The sequence below is a fragment of the Deltaproteobacteria bacterium genome (assembly GCA_016874755.1).
Lineage (GTDB): Bacteria > Desulfobacterota > Binatia > UBA9968 > UBA9968 > DP-20.
Genome location: VGTH01000023.1, coordinates 44,914 through 68,943, shown reverse-complemented (window position 1 = coordinate 68,943; position 24,030 = coordinate 44,914). Strand labels below are relative to the sequence as shown.

The 24,030-nt window shown below is 58.8% G+C and carries 26 protein-coding genes, 1 tRNA gene and 1 other RNA gene; 19 read left to right on the top strand and 9 right to left on the bottom strand.

The genetic code is table 11. The features are described 5' to 3' along the window. The first annotated feature begins 74 nt into the window (after positions 1–74). Positions 75–1,052 (top strand): D-2-hydroxyacid dehydrogenase family protein, encoded by a 978-nt coding sequence (locus FJ145_15165; protein MBM4262756.1) that lies wholly within the window; start codon positions 75–77, stop codon positions 1,050–1,052. Positions 1,053–1,154: 102 nt separating this feature from the next. Here FJ145_15165 and FJ145_15160 read toward each other — a convergent pair whose 3' ends face one another. Together FJ145_15160 and FJ145_15155 are read right to left on the bottom strand one after the other, a co-directional pair. Further along, complete coding sequence (locus FJ145_15160; GenBank protein MBM4262755.1) at positions 1,155–2,468, bottom strand: hypothetical protein; 1,314 nt, start codon at positions 2,466–2,468, stop codon at positions 1,155–1,157. A gap of 30 nt (positions 2,469–2,498) precedes the next feature. Further along, the gene (locus FJ145_15155) at positions 2,499–2,708 is read right to left on the bottom strand and encodes a hypothetical protein (protein MBM4262754.1); all 210 of its coding nucleotides are present in this window, start codon (positions 2,706–2,708) and stop codon (positions 2,499–2,501) included. Positions 2,709–2,882: 174 nt separating this feature from the next. Between FJ145_15155 and FJ145_15150 the strand changes: the two genes are divergently transcribed. The 11 genes from FJ145_15150 to FJ145_15100 all read left to right on the top strand — a co-directional run bounded on the left by FJ145_15150 (position 2,883) and on the right by FJ145_15100 (position 14,665). After that, complete coding sequence (locus tag FJ145_15150) at positions 2,883–4,166, top strand: M20/M25/M40 family metallo-hydrolase (GenBank protein MBM4262753.1); 1,284 nt, start codon at positions 2,883–2,885, stop codon at positions 4,164–4,166. Next, entirely contained in the window at positions 4,163–5,470 is a 1,308-nt protein-coding gene (locus FJ145_15145; GenBank protein MBM4262752.1) for an MFS transporter, read from the top strand. The genes FJ145_15150 and FJ145_15145 overlap by 4 nt, the downstream gene beginning before the upstream one ends. 127 nt (positions 5,471–5,597) lie before the next feature. Next, entirely contained in the window at positions 5,598–6,581 is a 984-nt protein-coding gene (locus FJ145_15140) for a PstS family phosphate ABC transporter substrate-binding protein (protein ID MBM4262751.1), read from the top strand. A gap of 279 nt (positions 6,582–6,860) precedes the next feature. Then, positions 6,861–7,811 (top strand): phosphate ABC transporter permease subunit PstC, encoded by a 951-nt coding sequence (gene pstC, locus FJ145_15135; GenBank protein ID MBM4262750.1) that lies wholly within the window; start codon positions 6,861–6,863, stop codon positions 7,809–7,811. Further along, complete coding sequence (gene pstA / locus FJ145_15130) at positions 7,811–8,728, top strand: phosphate ABC transporter permease PstA (protein ID MBM4262749.1); 918 nt, start codon at positions 7,811–7,813, stop codon at positions 8,726–8,728. Before pstC ends, pstA begins: the two co-directional genes overlap by 1 nt. 101 nt (positions 8,729–8,829) lie before the next feature. Further along, positions 8,830–9,612 carry a phosphate ABC transporter ATP-binding protein gene (gene pstB / locus FJ145_15125; GenBank protein MBM4262748.1) on the top strand — a complete coding sequence of 261 codons (783 nt, stop codon included), beginning with the start codon at positions 8,830–8,832 and terminating at the stop codon, positions 9,610–9,612. A gap of 13 nt (positions 9,613–9,625) precedes the next feature. Beyond that, positions 9,626–10,312: a phosphate signaling complex protein PhoU gene (gene phoU / locus FJ145_15120; protein MBM4262747.1), complete on the top strand. Its 687-nt coding sequence runs from the start codon at positions 9,626–9,628 to the stop codon at positions 10,310–10,312. 11 nt (positions 10,313–10,323) lie between these two features. Continuing rightward, on the top strand, positions 10,324–11,034 hold the full coding sequence (locus FJ145_15115) for a response regulator transcription factor (GenBank protein ID MBM4262746.1): 711 nt from the start codon (positions 10,324–10,326) through the stop codon (positions 11,032–11,034). Beyond that, positions 11,015–12,883: a HAMP domain-containing protein gene (locus FJ145_15110; protein ID MBM4262745.1), complete on the top strand. Its 1,869-nt coding sequence runs from the start codon at positions 11,015–11,017 to the stop codon at positions 12,881–12,883. Before FJ145_15115 ends, FJ145_15110 begins: the two co-directional genes overlap by 20 nt. Before the next feature lie 154 nt (positions 12,884–13,037). Continuing rightward, a complete protein-coding gene (locus FJ145_15105; protein MBM4262744.1) occupies positions 13,038–13,652 on the top strand; it encodes a DUF47 domain-containing protein in 615 nt (204 codons plus the stop codon). Positions 13,653–13,672: 20 nt separating this feature from the next. Continuing rightward, positions 13,673–14,665 (top strand): inorganic phosphate transporter, encoded by a 993-nt coding sequence (locus FJ145_15100; protein MBM4262743.1) that lies wholly within the window; start codon positions 13,673–13,675, stop codon positions 14,663–14,665. Between the two features lie 148 nt (positions 14,666–14,813). On the opposite strand, the gene FJ145_15095 is transcribed toward FJ145_15100, so the two are convergent. The 7 genes from FJ145_15095 to FJ145_15065 form a co-directional block, all read right to left on the bottom strand. Then, complete coding sequence (locus FJ145_15095) at positions 14,814–15,176, bottom strand: hypothetical protein (protein MBM4262742.1); 363 nt, start codon at positions 15,174–15,176, stop codon at positions 14,814–14,816. A gap of 125 nt (positions 15,177–15,301) precedes the next feature. Continuing rightward, positions 15,302–15,607 (bottom strand): hypothetical protein, encoded by a 306-nt coding sequence (locus FJ145_15090; GenBank protein MBM4262741.1) that lies wholly within the window; start codon positions 15,605–15,607, stop codon positions 15,302–15,304. Between the two features lie 3 nt (positions 15,608–15,610). Continuing rightward, positions 15,611–16,231, bottom strand: a complete 621-nt coding sequence (gene recR, locus FJ145_15085) for a recombination protein RecR (GenBank protein ID MBM4262740.1) — start codon at positions 16,229–16,231, stop codon at positions 15,611–15,613. Positions 16,232–16,358: 127 nt separating this feature from the next. Continuing rightward, positions 16,359–16,670: a YbaB/EbfC family nucleoid-associated protein gene (locus FJ145_15080; GenBank protein ID MBM4262739.1), complete on the bottom strand. Its 312-nt coding sequence runs from the start codon at positions 16,668–16,670 to the stop codon at positions 16,359–16,361. A gap of 30 nt (positions 16,671–16,700) precedes the next feature. Then, complete coding sequence (gene dnaX, locus FJ145_15075; protein ID MBM4262738.1) at positions 16,701–18,413, bottom strand: DNA polymerase III subunit gamma/tau; 1,713 nt, start codon at positions 18,411–18,413, stop codon at positions 16,701–16,703. Between the two features lie 110 nt (positions 18,414–18,523). Continuing rightward, an RNA gene (ffs, locus tag FJ145_15070) (signal recognition particle sRNA small type) lies at positions 18,524–18,622 on the bottom strand. Positions 18,623–18,671: 49 nt separating this feature from the next. Further along, positions 18,672–18,762: transfer RNA gene (locus FJ145_15065), tRNA-Ser, on the bottom strand. Positions 18,763–18,903: 141 nt separating this feature from the next. On the opposite strand from FJ145_15065, the gene FJ145_15060 reads away from it, so the two are divergent. The 7 genes from FJ145_15060 (at position 18,904) to FJ145_15030 (ending at position 24,029) form a co-directional block, all read left to right on the top strand. Continuing rightward, positions 18,904–19,089 (top strand): 4-oxalocrotonate tautomerase, encoded by a 186-nt coding sequence (locus FJ145_15060; GenBank protein MBM4262737.1) that lies wholly within the window; start codon positions 18,904–18,906, stop codon positions 19,087–19,089. A gap of 33 nt (positions 19,090–19,122) precedes the next feature. Further along, positions 19,123–20,283 (top strand): tRNA-dihydrouridine synthase, encoded by a 1,161-nt coding sequence (locus FJ145_15055; protein ID MBM4262736.1) that lies wholly within the window; start codon positions 19,123–19,125, stop codon positions 20,281–20,283. A 5-nt stretch (positions 20,284–20,288) separates the two neighbouring features. Further along, entirely contained in the window at positions 20,289–20,918 is a 630-nt protein-coding gene (gene maf / locus FJ145_15050) for a septum formation protein Maf (protein ID MBM4262735.1), read from the top strand. Between the two features lie 61 nt (positions 20,919–20,979). After that, a complete protein-coding gene (locus FJ145_15045; protein MBM4262734.1) occupies positions 20,980–21,411 on the top strand; it encodes a PPOX class F420-dependent oxidoreductase in 432 nt (143 codons plus the stop codon). 64 nt (positions 21,412–21,475) lie between these two features. Then, the gene (locus FJ145_15040; GenBank protein MBM4262733.1) at positions 21,476–22,465 is read left to right on the top strand and encodes an LLM class flavin-dependent oxidoreductase; all 990 of its coding nucleotides are present in this window, start codon (positions 21,476–21,478) and stop codon (positions 22,463–22,465) included. An 18-nt stretch (positions 22,466–22,483) separates the two neighbouring features. After that, the gene (locus tag FJ145_15035; protein ID MBM4262732.1) at positions 22,484–23,194 is read left to right on the top strand and encodes a hypothetical protein; all 711 of its coding nucleotides are present in this window, start codon (positions 22,484–22,486) and stop codon (positions 23,192–23,194) included. Further along, positions 23,142–24,029 carry a 3-methyl-2-oxobutanoate hydroxymethyltransferase gene (locus FJ145_15030; protein ID MBM4262731.1) on the top strand — a complete coding sequence of 296 codons (888 nt, stop codon included), beginning with the start codon at positions 23,142–23,144 and terminating at the stop codon, positions 24,027–24,029. The genes FJ145_15035 and FJ145_15030 overlap by 53 nt, the downstream gene beginning before the upstream one ends. The last annotated feature ends 1 nt before the right edge of the window (position 24,030 follow it).

Genomic DNA, 24,030 nt, shown 5'->3' with positions numbered 1-24,030 from the left:
CGCGGGAAAGCAGATCCTTCGCTTGCGCTCGGGATGACGGAATCCAAACCCAATACTCCAGCACTCCTTTCCGCATGAAAGTCACCGTCCTCGACGACTACCAACACGCCATTGCGCCAACGGCGGCGATCGCGCGCTTGCGCGAAAAAGCCGAAGTGCAAATCTTCACGGAGAAGCTTGGCAGTGACGACGCGGTGATGAGCGCTCTGAAAGGCTGCGCCGCGATCATCCCAATCCGCGAACGGACCAAGTTCAGCGCGGCCCTGCTAGCGAAGCTGCCCGAGCTGGAATTGATCTCGCAAACCGGCAACCACGCCTACCACATCGACATGGAGGCAGCGACCGCGCGCGGCATCGTCGTCTCGCTCGCCCCCGGCGCCAACAGCACAACGGAACTAACCTTCGGCTTGATGCTCGACGTCATGCGCAAAATCTCGCACAGCGATCAAGCCCTGCGCCGCGGCGAGTGGCCGCTTGTGCTCGGCTACGTGTTGAAAGGAAAAACTCTCGGCATTCTCGGCCTCGGCAAGATCGGCACCGAAGTCGCAGCCATCGCGCGCGCCTTCGGCATGAACGTGATCGCCTGGGGGCCAACCCTCACACAAGAGCGCGCCGCCAAATCGGCAGCGACCTTCATGCCGCTCGACGACGTGCTCCGGAGCGCCGATGTCGTGTCAGTTCACTTGAAATTGTCCGAGCAGAGCAAGAACTTGCTGAGTGAGCCCAAGCTCCGGCTCATGAAAAAGTCGGCCTATCTGGTCAATACCGCGCGCGGCGCCATCGTTGACGAGATCGCGCTGGTGAGATTGCTGCAAGAGAAAACCATCGCTGGCGCGGCCCTCGATGTCTTCGTCGAAGAACCGATTGCGAAAACCCACCCGCTGCTCAAGCTCGACAACGTCGTGCTCGCGCCCCACCTCGGCTGGCCGACGGATTCCGGCTTCGAGGGCTTCGCCAACAATGCAGTGGCGAACATCCTCGATTATATGGAAGGCAAGTTGACCCGCGCCATCAATCCCGAAGCGCTGCAACATCGGCGTAACGAAATTTAGTGCCAGATATTATTCTCGCGCAGAGGCGCTGAGCCCGCCGAGTTCGGAGGAAGATACGACTCTGAATCTCTGCGCTCTCAGCGCCTCTGCGCGAGATTATTCCTAAGCCCGAATCTGCGTCCGATGAAACGTCACGTTGTCCTGATCAATGAACTCGATCAGCGCCTGCGGCTCTTTGTCCTTGGGATCGACGGTGACTTTGGCGAAATTGAAGTTCTGCGCCAGATAATATTCGTAGCGTGAGTTGGCACTGTTGGTGACGCGATTGAGCGACGCGGCGAGCGGGCCGGCGGTAATGTCGCGCAGGCCATTGCCATTGGGAATTTTCGTGATCGCCGCATGGTGCAAATCGGCGCTCATGAACACCACACCGCGAATGTTTTTGTCTCTAATGTAATTCAAAACCTCGCTGCGCTCTTTCGGATAGCCATCCCAGCGGTCCGCGCCGCCGCCGGACATCGGCACGGAGGTTGCGATGAACTTAAACAACGCGCCCGACGCCGCCAACTTGTCAAACAGCCATTCCTTTTGCTCGCGCCCGAGCATTGTCCCTTTGACCGGATCGCGATACTGGCGCGTGTCGAGAAGAAACAGCTCCAGCGCTTGTCCCCAACGAAAAGAACGGTAGATGCGGTGCGGCTCGCGCCCGTCGTTAAGGATTGGCCAATAATCTAGAAACGCCCGTTGGCCCATGGCCGCTAGCGGGTGGCCTGGCAAATAATCGTTGGCGACTTCGTGATCGTCCCAAATCAGATAGTAACTAATCCCCTGGAAGCAGCGCTGGGTCGCGGCGTCGTCGCGATTGGCGCGATACTTGGCCCAGAACTCCGGCAGCGTGCGCGCCGCGCCGGCGCGATCGGCATAAATCGTGTCGCCGAGATGAACGAAGAAACCCGGCTGCTGCGCGCGCACGGCGTCCATGACGGTGAAAGGTTTGTAAGTCTCGCGCGTATCGCCGCTAAAGCAAAACGTGATCTTGGCCAGATCGTTTGGACGCGGCGCGGTTCGGAATCGCGCTATCGGTCCGGGCTTCTTGCCGCTGACCTGGGCGCGATAATAGTAGATCGTATTGGGCTCCAGCCCGCGCAGCGTCGTCTGCGCCGTAAAATCGGACAGCTCACGCAGGCCAGCCTCCAGCGTGGCGCTGTACTGCGCCAACGTGGGATCCTTGCCGTATTGCAGCACAAAGCGCGAGCCGGGTGCTGCGCGCAGCCAGATCATCGCGCCATCCGCGGTCACTTCGCCGGCCGTGTAGCCCAACGAAAGCCCGGTGTCGCCGTTGGGCGAATCGACCACCGCCGGCGCGCACCCGGCTTGGGATAGGATGGGCAGACCTGCCGCCGCCGTTCCGGTGAGGCGCAGAAAATGACGCCGCGACAGAGCGCTTGGCACAGTTGGTTGAACGGTTTTTTTCACTTGTTGCTTAGACGTGCAATTTCGACCACATCACATCGCATAGCCAACCGGCGAAGAGCGGGAAGAGCAGACTGACCGCAATCCGGCGAGGGTAAACGCCGCGATCATCCGCGGCGTGATCTCCCATAAGAGCGAACCGGTGGCGTTCAAACCTTTGGCGGCGGCCGCCGGCAACTTCCAATAAATCACCAGCAGCGCGATCACCGCCGCGGCGATCATGACCAAGGTTGAGGTATCCATAGCCCTCCTGGAGGCGGACCGGGTTCGACTCTGTGCAGCCATAATGCGCCTTAAACGCTGACTTTAACGTCGCGCTGACAATAATTCAACTAAACCCTCGACGACAAAACGTGATTGACATCGGCGCAACCCTCCGGTTAGGTAAGAAGCGAAATCCATTTGGAGGAATTTTCGATGGCTTTGGATCCCCAAGCAGCAAAACAAGTGTTGGCGCAGATCGACCGCGATGAGCTCGCCCAAGTAGGCGCCGACATCACCAGCATCCCCAGCCCCACCGGACAAGAAAAAGGCGTGGCCGAATATATTTTAGACTGGTTCGAAAAGAACGGCATCAAAGCCGTCCGCCAGGACGTCGAATTCGACCGCCCCAATGCGGTGGGGGTCGTCAAAGGCGACGGCACCGGCTTGAGCCTGGGCTTTAATGGCCACACCGACACGAGCTTTACCGGCACCGAGGAAGACCGCCGCATGGTGGCGAATATGGAGCCGCAGAGCGAGCTCGCCGGCAAGATCGTCGGCAACAAAGTTCAGGGATTAGGCATCTCCAACATGAAAGGCGGCGTCGCGGCGTTCATGATGGCCGGCAAAGCTTTGAAAAAAAGCGGCGTCAAGCTCAAAGGCGACGTGATCCTGGCGGCCGTCGTCGGCGAAATCTCGCGCACCCCGGTGGGTCCCTGGCAGACCAAGGAATATCGCGGCGAAGGCGCCGGCACGCGCCATTTGTTAACCCACGGCATGCATTCCGACTATGCCGTCTGCTGTGACGGCTCGGACATGAACATCGTCTGGACCCAGAACGGCGTCGTGCAAGTCAAGATTCAAACCTTCGGCAAAGCCGAAGCGGCCTGGGGTTCGAGCCGGACGACCCATCCGATGGAGAAGATGAATGCCATCGTAAAAATGACCAAGATCATCGACGCCATCGAAAAATGGGGCGCCGAGTTTGAAGCGAAATACGTCTACAACTCCCCCACCGGGCCGCTCACGCCGAAGGTGAACATCGGCGGCATCGAAGGCGGCGCGCCCTACCGGCCCAACTATTTTCCCGGCGTCTGCACAATTTACGTCGATATCAGGATGCCGCCACAAGTACGCCCCGTGTTAATTCAATACGAGCTGGAAAAAACCTTGAACGGCACCGGCCTCGAATATCAAATGGATATTTACAAGTCGCTGCTCGGCCACGAAGGCAAAAATGTCGAGCCGCTGGTCAAATCCGCCGAAGACGTTTACCAACATCTGTTCGGTGAGAAGATCAAGCCGGAAGCGCCCGACCGCGCCAGTATCTGGACCGATACTAACGTTTACAACGAGTTGGGCATCCCGGCGATCAAGATCGGCCCGCGCGGCCGGCGCATTGGCCCGCGCAATGAAGAAATTGAGATCGACACCATGGTCAAAGCGGCGCAGGTGTACGCCCTGATGGCATTGGACATCTGCACCCGGCCGCGGAATTGATCGAAGCCGTCCGCAGACAACTCGCCGGGGTTTATTACGGCTGGCACATGGTCGCCGTGGGCTGCGCCGTGCGGCTCCTCGGCGGCGGCTTTCATCTGTACGGCTTCACGGTTTTTTTCCTGCCGATGTCTCAGGAGCTCGGCCTGAGCCGCGCGGCGACCTCGTTAGTTTTCTCCTTGGCGCGCGCCGAGGGCGCCATCGAGGGGCCGTTCGCGGGCTATCTGATCGATCGCTTCGGCCCGCGGCCGCTGATGATGGCGGCGATGCTGCTTTCCGGTGTTGGTTATATGATGCTCGCCGGGGTCAATAGCTACGCAGCGCTATTGGTCGTTTATCTCGGCGTGATTTCGCTCGCCTTTTCAGCGGGCTTCATGCACTCGCCGATGGTGCTGGCCAACACCTGGTTTATCCGTAAGCGCGCTCTCGCCATGACGTTGGTCAGCTCGTCGATTGGCATCGGCGGCACGCTGATCACGCCGGTGCTGTCTTACTTGGTCTACAACTATGGCTGGCGCTACGGTGCTTTCGCTGCCGGCCTCGGCTTAATTCTCATCGGCATCCCGCTGGCGCTGCCGGTGCGCCGCTCGCCCGAAAGCATGGGGCTGCGCCCCGACGGTGATGGCGACGAACCAACTCGCACGACGCCGTCCAGTGAGCCCGTCGGTCATTCAACGCATTCATCAGCAAGCCCCTGGGAAGAAGCCGAGTTCACACTGCGCGAGGCAATGAAGACTTCGGCGTTTTGGCTGATGATCCTGGCGACCATCGGCCGCGTGGCGGCGTTCAATACGATCACGGTGCACTTCATCCCGATCATGGTTTGGAAAGGTTTAAGCCAGCCGCGCGCTGCCACACTGCTGGCGACCATGGCTTTGGTCAGCCTGCCAACCCACCTACTGCTCGGCTGGCTCGCCGATCGCATGAACAAACCGCGCTTGATGGCCTGCAGCATGGTGGTCGGCGTCGGCTCGCTTCTACTATTGGCCTACGGCCAGGCGGAATGGACGCTGTGGCTCTTCGTCATATTGTTTACGGTCGTCGAATCGATCTTTCCGGTGGGCTGGGCCACGGTTGGCGATTTCTTCGGCCGCAAACACTTCGGCACCATTCGCGGCACCATGAGCGCGTTTTATCTCTGGGGTGCGGCGGTCGGACCGGTCATCGCCGGCGCGGTTTACGATCGCCATCAAAGTTACGCTCCGATGATGACCGGTTTGATCGCCTGTTTCGTCCTCGCGGCGATTTTTTATGCCGGGCTGCGCCAACCTGCCGCCGCACGGCGCAGACCCGCCGAACGATTCTAAGCCGCTGTCAAGCCGCGGCAAGATTTCCCCGCGCTGTGAACGCCGCGTCAACCGTTCACCCAGGTTTAATCATTCTGTAACATTGCCGTAACAAAGGGCGCTTAGTTTGTCTGTTAAGGAGAATCACATGAAGCAAGCGGTGCTGGCGTTGGGGCTGCTCGCCGGACTCAGCTGGGGCGCACAGGGGCAAGCCCAGGTAGTGCAAATCGATGGGTCGAGCACGGTTTTTCCGATTATAGAGGCGGTCGCAGAGGAGTTTCAGATATCCAAGAAGGGCAAGGTGCGAGTCACCGTTGGCATCGCCGGCACCGGCGGCGGCTTCAAGAAATTTTGCCGCGGCGAAATCGCCGTGAGCAATGCTTCGCGGCCCATCCTCAAACAGGAAGTCGAGGCGTGCAAAAAGACCGGCGTGGAATTTTTCGAGCTACCGATCGCTTACGATGCTCTCACGGTGATGGTGAATCTCAAAAACGACTGGGTGAAATCGGTTTCCATAGCGGACCTAAAAAACATGTGGCAGCCCGGCGCTCAGGGCAAGGTAACGACCTGGAACCAGATACGACCGGATTGGCCGAACAATCCATTGAAGCTGTTCGGCCCCGGCGCTGACTCGGGAACTTTTGACTACTTCACCGAAGCCGTGATCGGCAAGGCCAAATCGAGCCGCGGCGATTTCACCGCCAGCGAAGACGACAACGTGTTGGTCCAGGGCATCGCCAACGACCGCAACGCCCTCGGTTATTTCGGCTATGCCTACTACATCGAGAATCAAAAGAAGCTGAAAGCGGTTGCCGTGGATGGTGGCAAAGGCGCAGTGATGCCTTCAGCCAAGACCGTCGAAGACGGCACTTATCAGCCGCTCTCCCGGCCGGTTTTCATCTATGTCAGCAAAAAGTCGTTGGCCAGAACCTACGTGAAAGATTTCGTCGAGTTCTTCCTGAAAAACGCCAGCAAACTAGTCAAAGAAGTGAAATATGTCGCGCTGCCGGCCAATGCCTATACTCTGGGTCTGGAACATCTGCAGAAGGGCAAGACCGGCACCGTCTTCGGCGGCAGCGCCGAGGTCGGCGTCAAGATCGAAGATCTGATGAAGCGAGAAGCCAAGTTCTAGATCCTAGCCCGAATTATTCATGCGACCGGGAAAACCCATGACACTGTGTCGATCCAAGTGGAACTCTGGAGGAGCGAAGGCATCAGCGCAAATCGTTCGGTTTGATTCGCCGATGCTGGGCATCGCTTCGACCTTTCCACTGCGATTCGCAGAGCAGGGCGACCGCCGGTCGCCCCCCTACAAGGCGGCGTCGAAGCGGATATCTGTTGCCTTCGCTGCGGAAGAGTTTCACTTCGATCGCGCCGCAGCGATGAATAATCCGGGCTAGCTACGCACCCCATGAACGCGCCCGATCGCCCCACTGCCAGCACCGCCGTGACCGCAAGACTCAAAGGCGTCGCCGCCGCGCGTAGCGGGCAGAAATTCAAAGAACGCTTTATCGAATTTTTTCTGTTCGTGGCCGCGCTGTCATCGATTGCCATTACCGCAGGCATCGTCGGCATCTTGCTCCACGAGTCGGTGGCATTTTTCAAGCAAGTGTCGCTCATCGATTTTCTCACCGACACCCAGTGGACGGTGCTTTTCGCCGATCCCCACTACGGCATCATGCCGCTGGTGACCGGCACTCTGGTAACTTCTTTAGTGGCGCTGTTGGTCTCGCTGCCGCTCGGCACGACCATCGCCATCTATTTAAGCGAGTACGCCAGCAATCGGGTGCGCGAAATTCTCAAACCGACCCTGGAATTGCTGAGCGCGGTGCCGACGGTGGTGTTCGGCTACTTCGCCCTGCTGTTTGTCACCCCGCTGCTGCAAAAGCTGCTGCCCGACTTGCCCGGCTTTAACATGCTCAGCGCGGGCATGGTGATCGGCATCATGATTATCCCTTACGTCAGCTCGCTCAGCGAAGACGCCATGCGCGCCGTGCCGGTGCATATCCGCGAGGGCTCCTACGCCATGGGCGCAACCCGGCTGCAAACCGGGCTGCGGGTGTTGATCCCGGCGGCGTTTTCCGGCATCGCATCCGCCTACGTCTTGGGGTTTTCCCGCGCCGTCGGTGAAACCATGATCGTGGCCCTTGCCGCCGGCACGCAACCGAATCTGACGTTAAACCCGGCTGATGGCGCCGCCACCATCACCGCCTACATCGTTCAAGTCAGTCTGGGCGACCTACCGCACGGCAGCATCGCGTATCAAAGCATCTTTGCCGCGGGCTTGACGTTAATGGTGATGACGTTGGTGTTTAACATCGGCGGCCACTTGTTGCGCAAAAGATTCAGGGAAATCTACTGATGGCAGCACCCAACGATCTCCAAGCGGCAATTGCGCGCAACCAGCGCATCGACAAGCTGTTTGTCCTCGGCGGCCTAGTCGCCACATTTATCGGCATCATGACGCTGGGTGCGCTGATTTTCGACCTCGCCTACGACGGCCTGGGCCGGCTCAGTTGGCAATTCTTCGCATCGTTTCCCTCGCGTTTTGCGGCGCGCGCCGGCATCCTCTCAGCCTGGGTCGGAACGCTGTTGGTCATGTTGGTCACGGCCCTGACCGCCGTGCCGCTGGGCATCGCCGCCGGTGTCTATCTGGAAGAGTACGCACCGAAAAACTGGCTCACCGCGTTGATCGAGATCAACATTGCCAACTTGGCCGGCGTGCCGTCGATTGTCTACGGCCTGATGGCGCTTGGGCTATTCGTCTACCAGCTCCAGCTCGGCCAAAGCGTGCTCACCGCCGGGCTGACTTTGGCGCTCTTGATCCTACCGATCGTCATCGTCGCCACCCGCGAAGCGATTCGCGCGGTGCCGCAAAGCATGCGCGAAGCGGCCTTAGCCCTGGGCGCGACCAAATGGCAGATGGTCAAAGATCACGTGCTGCCCTACTCCACCGGCGGTATTTTGACCGGTGTGATCATCGCGCTGTCGCGCGCCATCGGCGAGACTGCGCCGCTCATCACCATCGGCGCGTTGACGTTCATCGCCTTTCTCCCCGACCCGCCGTTCACGTCGGAGTTTCCGTTCATCTCCTTCGGGTGGCTCTTCTCGCCCTTCACCGTGATGCCAATTCAAATGTTCAACTGGGTGTCGCGGCCCCAGGAAGAGTTTCATTGGAATGCCGCCGCCACCGGACTTGTGCTGATGGCGATGACCCTGGCGATTAACGCCGTCGCGATTTGGCTGCGCTATCGTTTCCGCAAGCGCATCAAGTGGTAGAAAGAACCCGGATGAAAATCAGGAGCGCCGGAGATAAGATGGCCCTAGAGATGCAAAGCGATTCAGAAAGACGCGAAATGCCGGCAACAGAACTCAGCACAATGGGCACGCAAACCCTCGCGGCGGCCGCCACACCGATTATTAACGTCGAGAACGTCGACTTTTTTTATGGCGGGAAGCACGCTCTGAAATCGATCAATGTCGAGATTCAGCCCAAAAAAGCCACCGCGTTCATCGGACCTTCAGGATGCGGTAAGACCACGCTGCTGCGCTGTTTGAACCGCATGAACGATCTGGTGTTGGGCACGCGCATCAGCGGCCAGATCAGGCTCGAAGGCCAAGACATATACGCCCCCGCCACCGATGTGATTCAACTCCGCCGTCGGGTCGGTATGATATTTCAGAAGTGGAACCCGTTTCCCAAAAGTATCTACGAAAACGTCGTCTACGGCCTGCGCATCGTCGGCATCAAAGACCGCCGCCTGCTCGACGAAGTCGTCGAGCGCAACCTGCGGCGCGCCGCGCTGTGGGACGAAGTAAAGGACAGCTTGCACAAGAGCGCCGCCGAACTGTCAGGCGGCCAGCAGCAGCGCTTATGCATCGCCAGGGCCCTGGCCGTGGAGCCCGACGTGCTATTGATGGACGAACCCTGCTCGGCCCTCGATCCGATTTCAACGGCGCGCATCGAAGAGCTCATTCATGAGCTCAAAGAGACCTTTACGATCGTCATCGTCACGCACAATATGCAGCAAGCGGCGCGCTGCGCTGACTATACGGCGTTTTTCTATCTCGGCGAGTTGATCGAGTTCGGCGAGACCGGCAAACTTTTCACCAACCCCGACAAGCGCCAGACCGAAGACTATATCACCGGGCGTTTCGGATAATGGAGGATGTCCAATGCGTGCCGAGCACACTGATAAAAAGTACGAAGAAGATCTAAAAAAGCTGCGCGAAGATATTCTCTACATGGGCGGCCTGGTCGAAGACCAGATTCAGAAGGCGATCAGGTCGCTGGTCGAGCGCGACTCCGACCTCGCGAAAATCATCATCGAGCGCGATCACGAAGTCAACCGGCTCGACGTTAACATCGATGAGTTGTGCATTCGCATGCTGGCGCTGCATCAGCCGGCGGGCCGCGACCTGCGCTTCATTACGACCGGGCTGAAGATCACCACCGACCTGGAGCGCATCGGCGACATGGCGGTCAATATTTGCGAGCGCACTCTAGAGCTCAATCAAGAGCCGCAGTTAAAGCCCTATATCGACATCCCGCGCATGGCGCAGATCTCGGAGCGGATGATTCGCGAGAGCCTCGATGCCTTCGTGCGCGAGGACACCGAGCTGGCGCTCAAGGTTTGCAAAGACGACGACCAGGTCGATCAACTAAATGCGCAAATCTTCCGTGAGGTGATCAGCTTCATGATGTCCGATCCGCAAACCATCAACCGCGCGGTCAAGATCACCTCGGTCTCCAAATATTTGGAGCGCATCGCCGATCACGCCACGAACATCGCCGAGCTGGTGGTCTTCATGGTCAAAGGCAAAAGCATCCGCCACGTCAAGGACCTGCCGCCGACGGTTTGAGTCGTTCGATCATGCCCAGCCCGGTCATCCTGGTGGTCGAAGACGAGCCCGATATCCGCAAGCTGGTGCATTACCACCTGGCACAGGAGCGCTTCAAAGTTCTGGAAAGCGAAGATGGTGAGAAGGCGCTCAAGGCCGCGCAAACCCAGCGCCCCGATTTGATCATCCTCGACCTCATGTTGCCGGGTTTGTCCGGACTGGAAGTCTGCAAACAGCTGCGTGAGCGAGCGGCCACCGCACGAGTGCCGATCTTGATGCTCACCGCCAAAGCCGCTGAAGCCGATCGTGTCATCGGCTTGGAAATCGGCGCCGACGATTATCTCGCCAAGCCCTTCAGCCCGCGTGAGATGGTGGCGCGCGTGCGCGCGCTCTTGCGGCGCTCGACTGCGCCCACGGCCGAGACGGCGGCTCCGACCTACCAAAAGGGAGCCTTGAAGATCGATTTTAGCACCTACGATGTGTCGGTGGCGGGAAGAGCGGTCAAGCTGACCCTGAAAGAATTTGAGTTGCTGCGTTTTCTTGTGCAAAACCCCAATCGCGTGTTAAACCGCGACCAATTGCTCGACCGGGTCTGGGGCGGCGATACCTTCGTGACACCGCGCACCGTGGACGTGCATATTCGTCGCCTGCGCAAAGCAATCGAAAAGGACGACAGCCATCCGAGGTGGATTCTGACGCTGCGCGGCGTCGGCTACAAGTTCGATGAGAAAGCCCTGGAATAACACGCTGATCGCTAAGTTTTTTCTGAGCTATCTGGCGGTCGTCGCACTGCTGTTTATTGGATTTTTCTTTCTCGCCCAATCCGACCTGCGCCACCTCTACACCGACACCGTTGGCAAATCGCTCGAACAACGGGCGCGCCTGATCGCGCGCATTCTGCCTATTGGAGCCGACCCCGCGGCACTAGACCGGCTGGCCAAGGAACTCGGCAAAGAATTGGCGATCCGCCTTACCGTGGTCGGCACGGACGGCACCGTGCTCGCCGATTCCGACGAACCGGCCGCCGCCATGGAAAATCACGCAAGCCGTCCGGAGATTCGCGAAGCGCTGGCCGGCGGCACCGGCTCGAGTATTCGCTATAGCTCAACGGTGGGCTATGACATGTTCTATCGTGCCTTTCGCCAGCGCGCGGAGCATCGCCAACAGATCATCCGCGTCGCCATCCCGCTGACCGATATCGACCAGGCCATTCGCACGCTGCGCTCGCAGCTACTGCTGGGCCTGCTGCTGGTCTCAACCGCCGGTCTCCTGCTCGCTTACCTGTTTGCGTCGCGGGCCGCCCGCCGCCTGCGAGCACTGGTCGCCTTTGCCGGAGAAATCTCCGAAGGAACTTTTCCGCAAAGGGAATTTTCCACAAGCGCCAACGATGAGCTGAACGCCCTCGAAGATCAATTGAGCTCCATGAGCCGCCGCTTGAAGAGCGCGCATGGCGAGCTGGTCGGCGAGAAGGAAAAACTCGACGCCATCCTGCATTGCATGAACGAAGGCCTCTTGGTGGTCGATTTGCGCGGCAAGGTTTTGCTGCTTAATGAACAGGCGCGGCTGATATTTCAGATTCCCAGCGGCACCGTATGTGAAGGACTTTCGCTCATGGAGATGTCACGCCACCCCGCCATGCATGAAGTCATCGGCGCCGTGCTGCGGTTCGATTTCACCCACAGCCGCTACGAAACCAATCTCGAATTTCATGAGGGGCGCTGGTTCAGGGTAAGCGGCACCAATTTGCGCGACGCGCAGCTCGACACCATCGGCTTCATCCTGGTGTTTCACGATATCACCGAGCTCAAACGGCTCGAGCGCGTGCGCGCCGATTTCGTTGCCAACGTGTCCCATGAGCTACGAACGCCGCTCACGGCGATTCGCGGCTACGTCGAAACGTTGATCGAGTCGCCGCCCGCCGATCCAGCGGATACGCGGCAATTTTTGGCGATCGTCGAACGGCACTCGGACCGCTTGAGCCGACTCACGGACGATCTCTTAACGCTTTCCGATCTCGAGTCGGGCAATGTCCAGCTCCATCAAACGGCGCTCGATGCGCGCCTTTTGGTGCACCGAGTGCTTGAAGTTGTTTTGGACAAGGCGAAAAAGGCCGAGGTGCAACTCAAAACGAACATTGCGCCAGAGCTGCCGGCGATCTTCGGCGACTCCGATCGGCTGCAGCAGCTGCTGATCAATTTGATCGACAACGCGATCAAATACACACCCCAGGGCGGCAGCGTGACCGTTTCGGCCCGGTCCGCCGAACTGAAAAACCAGGGCAGCGGCATCGAAATCGCGGTGGCCGATACCGGCGTCGGCATCCCTGAGAACCATTTGCCCCGGCTCACCGAACGGTTTTACCGCGTCGATAAGGCGCGATCGCGCGAAATCGGCGGCACAGGTCTGGGCTTGGCAATCGTCAAGCACATCGTGCAGGCGCATAAAGGCGAGTTGCAGATCGCCAGCGTCGTCAACCAGGGAACGACGGTCTCCGTCAGGCTGCCGAGCACCCCAGCGGTCAATGGCGCGGCCAATGAGCTCGCGTCAACCAACCGCCAAGCCTCGCCCAAGGGCAAAGGACTCCGCGCCTAGCAAATCTGTTCTGCCTCACTACATCTTTAAGCCGGTATGAGTCGGTCTGCCTCCATCGTTGTAACCAGTTCGCAATATTCTTGTAACATTTCCTTGAATTCCCGTTGGGGAGTTGGTATCTACAGGCCTCCGAGTTCTCGCGTAAGGCCGAATCATGTTCAATTTTGTCCCGCACAAGGGAAAATTCTTCGATCTGTTCAAGCAGTCAGCGCAAAACGCCTTGGAAGGGGCGCGCGCCCTCAAGGAGATGCTCGACAAGTACGACAACCCACAGGACTCTTGGAAAAAACTCAAAGATCTCGAACATGAGGGAGATCGCATCACCCATCGCACCATTCGCAGTTTAAATCAGACCTTTCTGACGCCCATTGATGCCGAGGATATCCACGCGTTGACCACGGCTTTGGACAACGTCATGGACGCCATCGAGGCGGCGGCGTCCCGCATGGTGCTCTTTCGCATCGACAAACCAACCGTAGAGGCCAAGGAGTTAGCCGACACCATCGTCAATGCCACCGAGCAGCTGGTGAAAGCGGTGTCCCATATGCCGCGGCTGGACGATATCGACGAGTACTGCATCGAGATCAACCGGCTCGAAAATGCCGCCGACGATATCTATCGCAAAGCCATTGGCCACCTCTTTGAGAATGGCAGCACACCCATGGATGTCATCAAATGGCTCGATATCTATGAAATCCTCGAATCGGCCACTGACCGCTGCGAAGACGTTGCCAATACCTTGGAAACGATCGGTCTTAAGAACTCCTGAGCGCTGCGTAGCATTGCCCTATGTTCGACGGACCGATCATTCTTTACGTGGTGCTGTTCCTCATCCTGGCGGCGGAGTTCGTCAACGGCTGGACCGATTCTCCGAATGCCATCGCTACGGTGGTGTCAACGCGTGTCCTTTCACCCTATCAAGCGCTGGCCGTCGCCACCGTGCTCAACGCCTTGGGCGCAATGTCCGGCACAGCCGTGGCCTCGACCATCGGCAAAGACATCGTTCGCCCCGAAGTGATCAATCTTACTACCGTCGGCGCTGCCATGATCGGCATCATCGTTTGGAGCACCGTGGCTTGGTACTTTGGCCTGCCAACCTCCGAGAGTCACGCGCTGATCGCTGGCCTTACCGGCGCTGGCTTGGCGACCGCCGGGCCGGCGAGTCTGGTCGCCGCCGGCTGGACCAAAGTTTTGATCGGCCTGGCGTTTTCTACGTTTCTCGGTTTCTTTGGCGGCCTGTTGATCATGGGAGCACTCTATCGATCGCTCGCCAACAGCCGCCCTGGCACGGTGCGGCGCATATTCGGCCGGCTGCAAATTCTCTCCGCCGCGTTCATGGCGTTTAGCCACGGCTCCAACGACGGACAAAAATTTATCGGCATGTTCGCTCTGGCTCTGCTCCTTGGCGGTGTCATGCCGACTTTTCAGGTGCCGATCTGGGTGATCTTGCTGTGTGCCGTCACCATGGGCATCGGCACGGCGGTGGGCGGTTGGCGCATCGTCAAAACCATGGGACTGCGCCTGACCAAACTCGAACCGGTGCATGGCTTTGCCGCCGAAACCGGCGCCGCGATGACCATCGAGCTGGCCACCCGCCTCGGTATTCCGCTCAGCACCACTCACACCATCAACACGACCATCATCGGCGTCGGCGCAACGCGGCGGTTCTCCGCTGTGCGCTGGGGCGTCACCATCGAAATAGTCACCGCCTGGGTGCTCACCTTCCCGATTTGCGGCGCCATCGGTTGGCTCGCTACCAAGCTGTTTCTGTTGTTCAGCTAGCAGAAGTTCGTTGGGTAAATCGAAGACAGAGGGAACTCCGCTGAAAAGGGGGAGGCTATCGGCTATTTTTCCAACGGACTTCCGGGTCAGGAAACTAGGTGCAAGAAACTGCGCGCCGCTGTGGCGGCGCCATGAATTTGCTCACTTCTTACCCGGTAGATGAAGGTTTTGGGAACGGGTAAACATTGGCCTTGCTGCCTATTTGCATTGGCTCAACCTCCGCTGTGCGTTCATTGTCATCGCCCGTCGAATTTGCCAATCTCGATTGAATGGTATTGGCCAACTCGGCAGCTTCCGACAAAGTTTTTTCGATGGCGTCGAGATGACGCAAATTGATCGCCGGGTTTTTCTGCAATTGCTGGCGCAGACTAAAACAGGAAAGTTGCATCACGCTCATCTGATTCAAAAGCTCGTGGGCAAGCTTGCCGACTCGCGGCTTGCGTTTTTGCTTCTTCCTGGTGCGCGCCGGAGTTTTCATCTTATCAGTCGCAAGCCGTGACAGCTTTTCCATCAGATCTCCTTTGACATGTGTAGTGTCGAGCGTTTATCACGAAATGATGTTCCGCAAAAGAGATATTTCACGATCGAGAAAATTTCTTGCCTTTTTGACTGCGGCGCATAGGTGCTTATGCAGAATCACTTGCCGGTGTAGGAATAACTGCGCACGGTTTGATCGGCGTTGAATAGCACCACCAACTCTTTGGACTCGCGCAGCTGCGCTAGCTCGTAGAATTGATACGAATAGATCCAAATCTCATGGCCGTTTTCGAGGCCGCGCCGGTCGGGCTCACCAAAATTGGCAAAAATCTCGCGCTGGGTGGTGACATTGTTCTTGATTTCGCGCACCGGTGTGACGGGAAAATTGCGACCGTAGTACAGACAACCCGACGCAAACTGGACAATGGTTGACAGCAGTAGACAGGAGACAACAAGATTCCTCATGGCCTAGATTTCACGCCGCCCTTCCAACGCCTTGCCCAGCGTCACCGCATCCGTGTATTCGAGATCGCCGCCCATGGGCAGACCGCGCGCGATGCGCGTGACCGAAACGCCGAGGGGCTTGATCGCCTTGGACAGGTACAGCGCGGTCGCTTCGCCGTCGACCGTGGGGTTGGTGGCGACGATCACTTCGCGCACCGAACCGTCCTTCAGGCGCTCGATCAATTCGCCGATACGCAGCGCCTCCGGGCCGATGCCATCCAACGGCGAGATCGTGCCGTGCAGCACGTGGTAGAGACCGCGGTACTCCTGCGATTTTTCCACGGCCATGAGATCGGCCGGCTCTTCGACGACGCATATCTTGTCCTGCTCGCGCTCAAAATTTTTGCAGATCGCACAGAGCGAAGTTTCACCGTTACTGGCGCTCACCTCGCTGAAACCAAAGCATTGCCGGCACAAACCGATCTCCTGGCGCAGCTTGCCGATGCTCTCGGCGAGGGCGAAAACATCCTCGCGCTTGCCCTTGAGCATATGAAAGGCCAGCCGTGCCGCGCTCTTTTCACCGATGCCCGGCAGCTTGGATAATTCTTGGATTAAACGGGCCATCGGCCCAGGGTAACTGCTCATCGCGCCTCCCCGTGGCGCCAAAATTCGCTTCGTGCAGCCAACGCTCCCATGCCCCCTATCTAAACTCTGGGACTATCTGGAATCTGAAATCTGAAACTTGGAATTCGTGACGCCACAGACAGTAGCGTCACGATATACCTGGGATTTTGAATCCGCCGGTAACTTTACTCATTTCCGCCGCCACCATTTCGCGCGCTTTGCGCATGCCGTCATTGACAGCGGCCAGGATTAAATCTTGCAGCATCTCCTTGTCATCGCCATTGATGACCGCCGGTTCGATGGCAACCGAAACCAGGTTAAATTGGCCATTGACCTTCACCTGCACCATGCCGCCGCCGGCCGAGCCATCGACGGTTTTTTGCGCCAGTTCTTCTTGGATCTTGGCGATGCGCCCCTGCATCTCCTGCGCCTGCTTGAGCAAACCGCCCATGCCCGCCATGCTTTGTGCCATCGATTCCTCCGGAAAAACTTAACGATTGTCGCGCCGCACCGAGCGCACCGAGCCGCCAAAAATCCGCAGCGCCTCTTTCACCATCTCGCTGCGCTCCTCGCTGCCCTGCGCCGGCGCTGGTAGGCAGTTGGGTTCGGCGGCCGCAGTGCTTTCCGACGCAGCGACCTTGATCATCAGATCACGGGCGAAAAACTGCTTGGCGAGGTTTTTCAAGGCTGCCAAGTTCTCGGGATCTTGGAGATAGCTGAGATGATGTTTCTCGGCGACACCGATATGGAGTTCTTCTTCGTTGAAATCGAGCGGCGTGCCCGACTCAAGATGGGAGCCGAGGAATTTCTTCTCACGGCCGACGAAGGTGACAAATTCCTGCCACAGGTTGTCGCCGACAACCATGGGACTGCGCCGCGCCGCGGCCGTCTGCGCCACTGGGGCGGGCACCGGCTGGACCACCTGCACGGGCGCGCTCGGCACGGCTGCAACCGGCGCTGGGGCAGGCGCGGCCTGCGGCTGGGGCGGCCGCGGCGCTGCCGGCGGACGCGCCACTGCGCCGCCTTTGCCCTCTAATTTTTCCAGCCGTTCGAGCAGCTGCGCCACCGGCAGAGTCTGGGGTAAGGTCGCCAACCGGATCAAGGTTGCTTCGAGGGCAAAACGCGGGTTGGCCGAGCGGCTCACACCCTCATCGCCCGCCACCATAAAATCGAAATAGTCGAGCAATGTGTCAACGGAAATGTCTTTGACCTGCGCGCCCAATTCGGCAACCTCCTGATCGGGCAGGTCGAGGGCTTGAATCGGCTCGTTGCCGCGTCGCTCGGTGGCCAACCGAACCACTAGCAGATTGCGAAAATGCTCCACCAGATCGCGCGATATGCGGCCCAAATCGCGTCCTTGGTTCGACGCTTCGGCGATCCGTTCGACACAGCTCTTGGCGTCGCCAGAAATGACCGCTTGCGAGATCGCATGGAGCGTCTGCCGCTCGCCCAAACCTAACATGTCGACCAGCAGTTGCTCATCGACCGCGGCCGGCGCACCCGCCTGATCCCCGGTGCCCGCGCTGGCCAACACCTGCTCCAGCAGTGACTGCGCATCGCGCATGCTGCCGTCGGCTTCGCGCGCCAGCGCAATCAACGCCCCTTCGCTAATCTGGAGTCCTTCGGCTTTGGCGATGGCACCAAGCCGCTGGACGATCTCACGGAGCGCGATGCGCCGGAAATCGTAGCGCTGGCAGCGCGATAGAATCGTTTCCGGCAAGCGATGCGGTTCGGTGGTGGCGAGGATAAACTTAACCGAAGGCGGCGGTTCTTCCAGAGTTTTTAACAACGCGTTGAACGCGTCTTTGGTCACCTGGTGCACTTCGTCGATGATGTAGATCTTAAAGCGGCATTTGGCCGGCTGGTAGCGGACGTTTTCGATGATCTGGCGAATCTCATCGATGCCGCGGTTCGACGCGCCGTCGATTTCCAAAACATCGATGGCGCTGCCCGAAGTAATCTCGACGCACTGGCTGCACTCGTTGCAAGGCGTCGGCGTCGGCCCCTTTTCGCAATTGAGCGCCTTCGCAAGAATCCGCGCCGCGGTGGTCTTGCCGACCCCGCGCACACCGGTAAAAAGATAGGCGTGGGCAATCCGGCTGGCGCGAATGGCGTTCTGCAAAGTGCGCGCGATATGCGCCTGCCCCGCAATATCTTCAAAAGTCTGCGGCCGCCATTTGCGTGCAAGAACGAGGTAGGACATAGGCTGCTGGCTAGTTCCGAAGTAAGCTCAAACCGCAACGAGCAGTTTGAAATTTGAAATCTGCAATTTGAGATGCGCCCGCACCCGCGGGCGCCCAGGTGCCCATTGCTGACAGCCAGGTTTCCCTGTGGCACAGGGGTATCGCCGTTACCGCTGCTTCCTTCCGGACCTGACGGAGTTCACGGTTCCGCCTTGCACAGGACCTAACTATCAGCAATCGACACCCGAGTTCCGAGGGTGACCGCCTATTTCTCGGTGTGGCGGAGAGGGAGGGATTCGAACCCTCGGTACCCTTTTGGGGTACACACGATTTCCAGTCGTGCGCCTTCAACCGCTCGGCCACCTCTCCACGACTTCGACAGACTGCGCCGCGATTGCTGATTGCAAAAAAGCTAGCACACCGCATGATAGTTTTCTACAAACTCGCCGTCTTGTTTTTCCCTTTCCGCTTTCATAATTCATAACTCATAATTACTTTTGGGAGGTTCTCATGCCGGTGGTTCATATCTACATGTACAAGGGCCGCGACAAAGAGCAGAAAAATGAATTGGTGAAACGGATCTCGAAGGATTTCCTCGAGGTCGCCAACGTCAAGCCGGAATCTTTGAACATTCTGTTTCACGACATGGAAAAGGAAGCTTGGGGAATTGCCGGATCGCTCGCCAGCGAGAAGTGACAGTCGGTAACGCGCATGATATTCTAGCGGTTGATGGACAATTTCTGGCAGCAGATCCCGCGCCCGATCATCGGCCTCTCGCCGATGGACGGCGTGACCGATGCGTCGTTTCGCTACATCACCGCGAAACATGGCAAGCCGGATGTGATGTTGACCGAGTTTGTCAATATTCAGTCGGCCATGTACGCGCCGGACATCATGATCAAGGATTTCACTTATGCGGAAATCGAGCGGCCGATCGCGGCGCAGATATACGGTAAGACTCCAGAGCTGTTTTACAAAGTCGCTCATATCGTTGGAGAATTAGGATTCGATGGCCTCGACATCAACATGGGCTGCCCGGCCAAGAAAGTCGCCGCCGCCGGCTGCGGCGCGGCGCTTATTCGCACGCCGGAGCTAGCTCGCGAAATTATCCGGGCGGCGCGTCACGGCATCGAAGACTGGGCCAACGGCCAGACGTTGGAGCAGATCGGCATTCGCCCCAGCGCCATCGCGGCGTTCAAAGCCGCCAATCGCTTGCGCACCGGCAGCGACGACGCACCCAAGCGGCGGATCATCCCCCTGTCGGTGAAAACCCGCATCGGCTATGAGCGCAACGCCATCGACGAGTGGATCCCGAATTTGCTTGAAGAGCGCCCGGCGGCGATCACCCTGCACGGCCGCACGCTGCAGCAAGGCTACAAGGGAGACGCCGATTGGCACGCCATTGCCCGCGCGGCGCAGCATGCCAAAGGCTCCAGTACTCTAGTGTTGGGCAATGGCGATTTGCGCGATATGCCGGACATTTATCGCCGCATTAGTGAGACTGGGGTTGATGGTGTGCTGATGGGCCGGGCCGCCGAAGGAAACCCCTGGCTATTCGCCGGCAAAGGAGAGGTGAAACAGGCGCTCTGCGGCAACGGCATTGTCGGTCCACAGCCAGCCATCGGCTTGGCAGACCGCTTTGAGGTCATTCGCGAGCATAGCGAACATTATCAAAGCGTCGTTCAACTGCGCAGCTTCGTCGGCATGCGCAAGCACTTGATCTGGTACTGCCTCGACTTTCGCGGTGCCGCCGAAATGCGCTCGCGCATGGTGCGCCTGAGCAGCGCGGCAGAGGTCGATCGCTGTTTGCAGGATTTTCTCACCGAGGGCATGAACAACTCGATGCACTGCGGCGAAGCCACTTCAGCTGCGGCATTTGCTTCTATCTAATCGCCATGCGCCTGATCCTCGCTTCCACATCGCCGAGGCGCAAGGAGATTCTCGGCCTTCTTGGCACGCCCTTCGAAGTCATTGCCCCCGATTTCACCGAGACCCTGACCCACGGCCGCGCCATTGAACAGGAAGTGCTCGACTTCGCCGTCGGCAAGGCGCAATCGGTAGCGTCCCGCCAGCCAGAGAGCATTGTCGTAGGCAGCGATACGATGATCGCCATCGACGGCCAGAAGATTGGCAAGCCGGCCGGCTTCGTCGACGCGCGCAGAATTCTCCGCGAGCTTTCCGGCAAAGAGCATCGGATTCTCACCAGCGTGGCGATCGTCGATGGCCAGGGCGGCCCAGGCCTGACGCTGGTCGAAGAAGTGCGCGTCAAAATGCACCCGTACCCTGCCGCTGAAGTCGACGCCTATCTCGCTTGCAACGAGTCCTTCGACAAAGCCGGCGCCTACTCGATCCAGGGCCATGGCCGAGCCTTGATCGAGCGTATCGAAGGCGACTACCTGGCTGCCGTCGGCTTGCCACTGCGCCCCATCGCCGATTATTTAAGCCAGCGCGGCGTGGTGATTAGCCGTGACATCGCCAGCCTTTATCGCGACCGCAGCTTCCTCAACTGGGCGACTTTCGAATAATCGCCGCTGTACTTTTCCCCCGCTTCGCCTGTATAGATGCTCTAGCGAATATCTTGGAGGCATGATGGACATCTCCGATGCCAAGGAATTTCTCAAACACAATCACCACGGCGTCTTGGTGGCGCGCAAAAAAGACGGCGTATCGCTGCAGATGACGCTGGTGTCGCCGGTCCTGGGCGCGGACGGCAACGTCACCATCACTGCGCGCGGTAATACTTTCAAAGTCAAGAATATCCGGCGCAACCCAAATGTATCGCTTTTAGTTTATGGCGATAAATTCAACGGCTCGGACTACATTCAAGTAGACGGCAAAGCGCAGGTCATCGACCACCCCGACGCCATGCCGATCGTGCTCGATTGGCATAAACAGATCCGCGGTGAGCCCAAGAGCTGGGATGAGATCAAACAGAAAACCTTGGCCGAAGGACGGATCGCCATTCGCCTAACCATCGAGCGCTGCGGCCCGCAGGCCACCTCACACGGCAGCCGGTAGAGGTTTTTGCTTTGCGTTCTCCGCGCCTCTGCGCGAGATATTCCGCCGAGATTGATATTTCCAAATGGCAACCAACCTCCGCTTCGGTCTGCTTCTCCCCCATTTTTGCGAGCACGCATCGATGGACGCCTGCATCGCCGGCGCGCGCCGCGCCGAAGCTTATGGCTTTGATTCGGTGTGGGTGCGGGATCATTTGGTCTTCACGCCGCACCGCAGCGACGGCATCGATAACACTCACATCGAAGGCTTGCTGGTGCTGTCCGCCGTCGCCGCGGCGACGCAGAAACTCACACTCGGCACGGCGATGGCAATTTGCCATCGCCAGCCGATCCATCTCGCGCAAGCCTTTGCCGGTTTGAGCGCCATCTCGAAGGGCCGTGTCGTCATGGGCATGGGCTTGGGCGGCTTTCCCCAAGAGTTTGCAGCCGCCGGCTGGCCATCGGCGTTGGCGGACCGCGTGAAACTTGCGCGCGCCAACGTCGATATCTGCCGCCGGCTCTGGGCCGGTGAAACCCTCTCGCACAAAAGCGAGTTCATGGAGTTTCACGACGTCGCGCTGAAACCGACGCCGCAGAAACCGATTCCCATCTGGGTCGGCGGCGGCACGCCGGCCTCCTGCCGGCGCGCCGCGGAGTACGGCGATGGTTGGATGCCGGCGCGCATTACGCTGCTGACATTTGAACAGCGCATCGGCTACCTGCGCGAACTATGCGCCAAGCAAAATCGCGCGATGCTCGAAACCGCGGTGATGCCGTTTACCACCATCGGCAAGAACCAGGAGGACGCGCTCAAAGGCATGCGAGTCGATAACCTGATCGATGAAGCGCATAATTCATCGAGCTGGGTGAAACCGCCGTCGGGAAAATTTTCGACGCTGGCAGATCTGCGCGGCGTGATTCTCGCCGGTGCGACGCAAGATATCGTCAGGGAAACCCGCGCCTATGAGCAAGCCGGTGCCAATCACATCGTCTACGATTTGCGGCTGCGCTACAAAGATTGGCACGAGCAGATCGATCTATTAGGCAAGCACGTGCTGCCCGCTCTGCGTGGCTAAGAACTTGAGCGAGTTTTTATGGAACCACTCAGCATCGGCTTCATCAGCCCCGGCCCGGCTACTTGGCCGCACTATCAAAGCTTCTTGCGGCTCGTGCCCGAGTGGGTGAAATTCGATTTCCAAGGACTGGGCCTCTATGGCCAATCCCTCTACGAAATCACCGGCAAGAAGAGTCAGATCGTTAGCCGCATCGCGGCGCTCGCGAAAGAAAAAAGCTGGCACGCAGTCATCGTCATCGGCGCACCGACGGAAGTCATGAACCCGGGGTTGTTCGATGATTTAAAGAGTGCGCTGCCGATCCCCGTCACCACCGCGCTCGGCGCATCGGTTGCGGCGCTGCGCTGCTACCAAGCAAAACGATTGCTGCTCCTCACCCCTTTCGACGAGCGCCTCAACGAAATGATTTTGAATTACTTGCGCGCCGCCGGATTCGAGGTAACCGCGCCACGGCCGTTTAAAAATCTCGGCGAAGCGAGCAGTCAAACACCACAAGCAGTTTACGATCTGACCGCGCAAGCCTTAAAAGAATCCGGAACGGTAGATGCAATCTATTTCCAAGGCGCCGTGCTCGACCCTTTGAAAGTTCTAGAGCGCATCGAACACGAGCTAAAAACCACGGCCATCGCCAGCAACCCAGCCATGCTATGGGATATCCTATCGCAGCTCGGCCACCGCCATGTTATTCCCGGCTATGGCAAATTGCTGGCCGACTGGCCAACGAACATTTGATTCTAATCTTTGCGGCCTCGCCGCCTCTGCGCGAGTCGATGCCCGAATCAAGGAGCTAACAATGGCAAAACTCACAATCAAAGACCTGCAGCAGATGAAGCACGACGGCAAGAAGATCGCCGTCGCGGTGGTGTACGAATATCAAATGGCCAAGATCTGCGAGCGCGCCGGCGCCGATCTGCTCTCGGTCGGCGATAGCCTGGGCCGAGTCTTTCTCGGCTTGCCGCACACCGACGATTTCACCATCGACGATATGCTGCCCTTTGCCAAAGCCGTCGCCTGCGCCGCCGAACGCGCGGTCGTCAACGTCGACATGCCGACCGCCACCTGCAACGCTGGCCCGAAAGCCGTCGCCGCCGCGGCGCTGCGCATCAAAAACGAAGTCGGCGCTGACATGACCAAAGTCGATATCCGCCAACAGGAAGAAGCGTTGTTCGATGACGTGCGCGCGGTGGTTGAAACCGGCCTGCCGGTCTATCCTCAGATCGGTTTTCCAGCCGGCGCCGGCAGCACCATTCACGGCAGCAAAGCCGACCACGAGCATATGCTCAAATGGGCGCACCGGCTCGAAGACGCCGGCGCGGTGGCGCTCGATCTTACCAGTGTCACACCGGAAATTTACGCCGACGTTTGCAAGAGCGTAAAAATCCCCGTCCTAGGCGGGCAGACAGGCCCAGAGGCCGATGGCAGAATCTACGTCAGTTATGGCCTGGTCGGCTATCAGGCCGCCACCATCGATCGCGCCGGCGCGCCGAGCACGGCCAAATTCATCTTCGATCAGATGAAAGCCGCCATCGACGCAGTCCACTCGGGCCACTGGAAGGCTGGGCACTGAG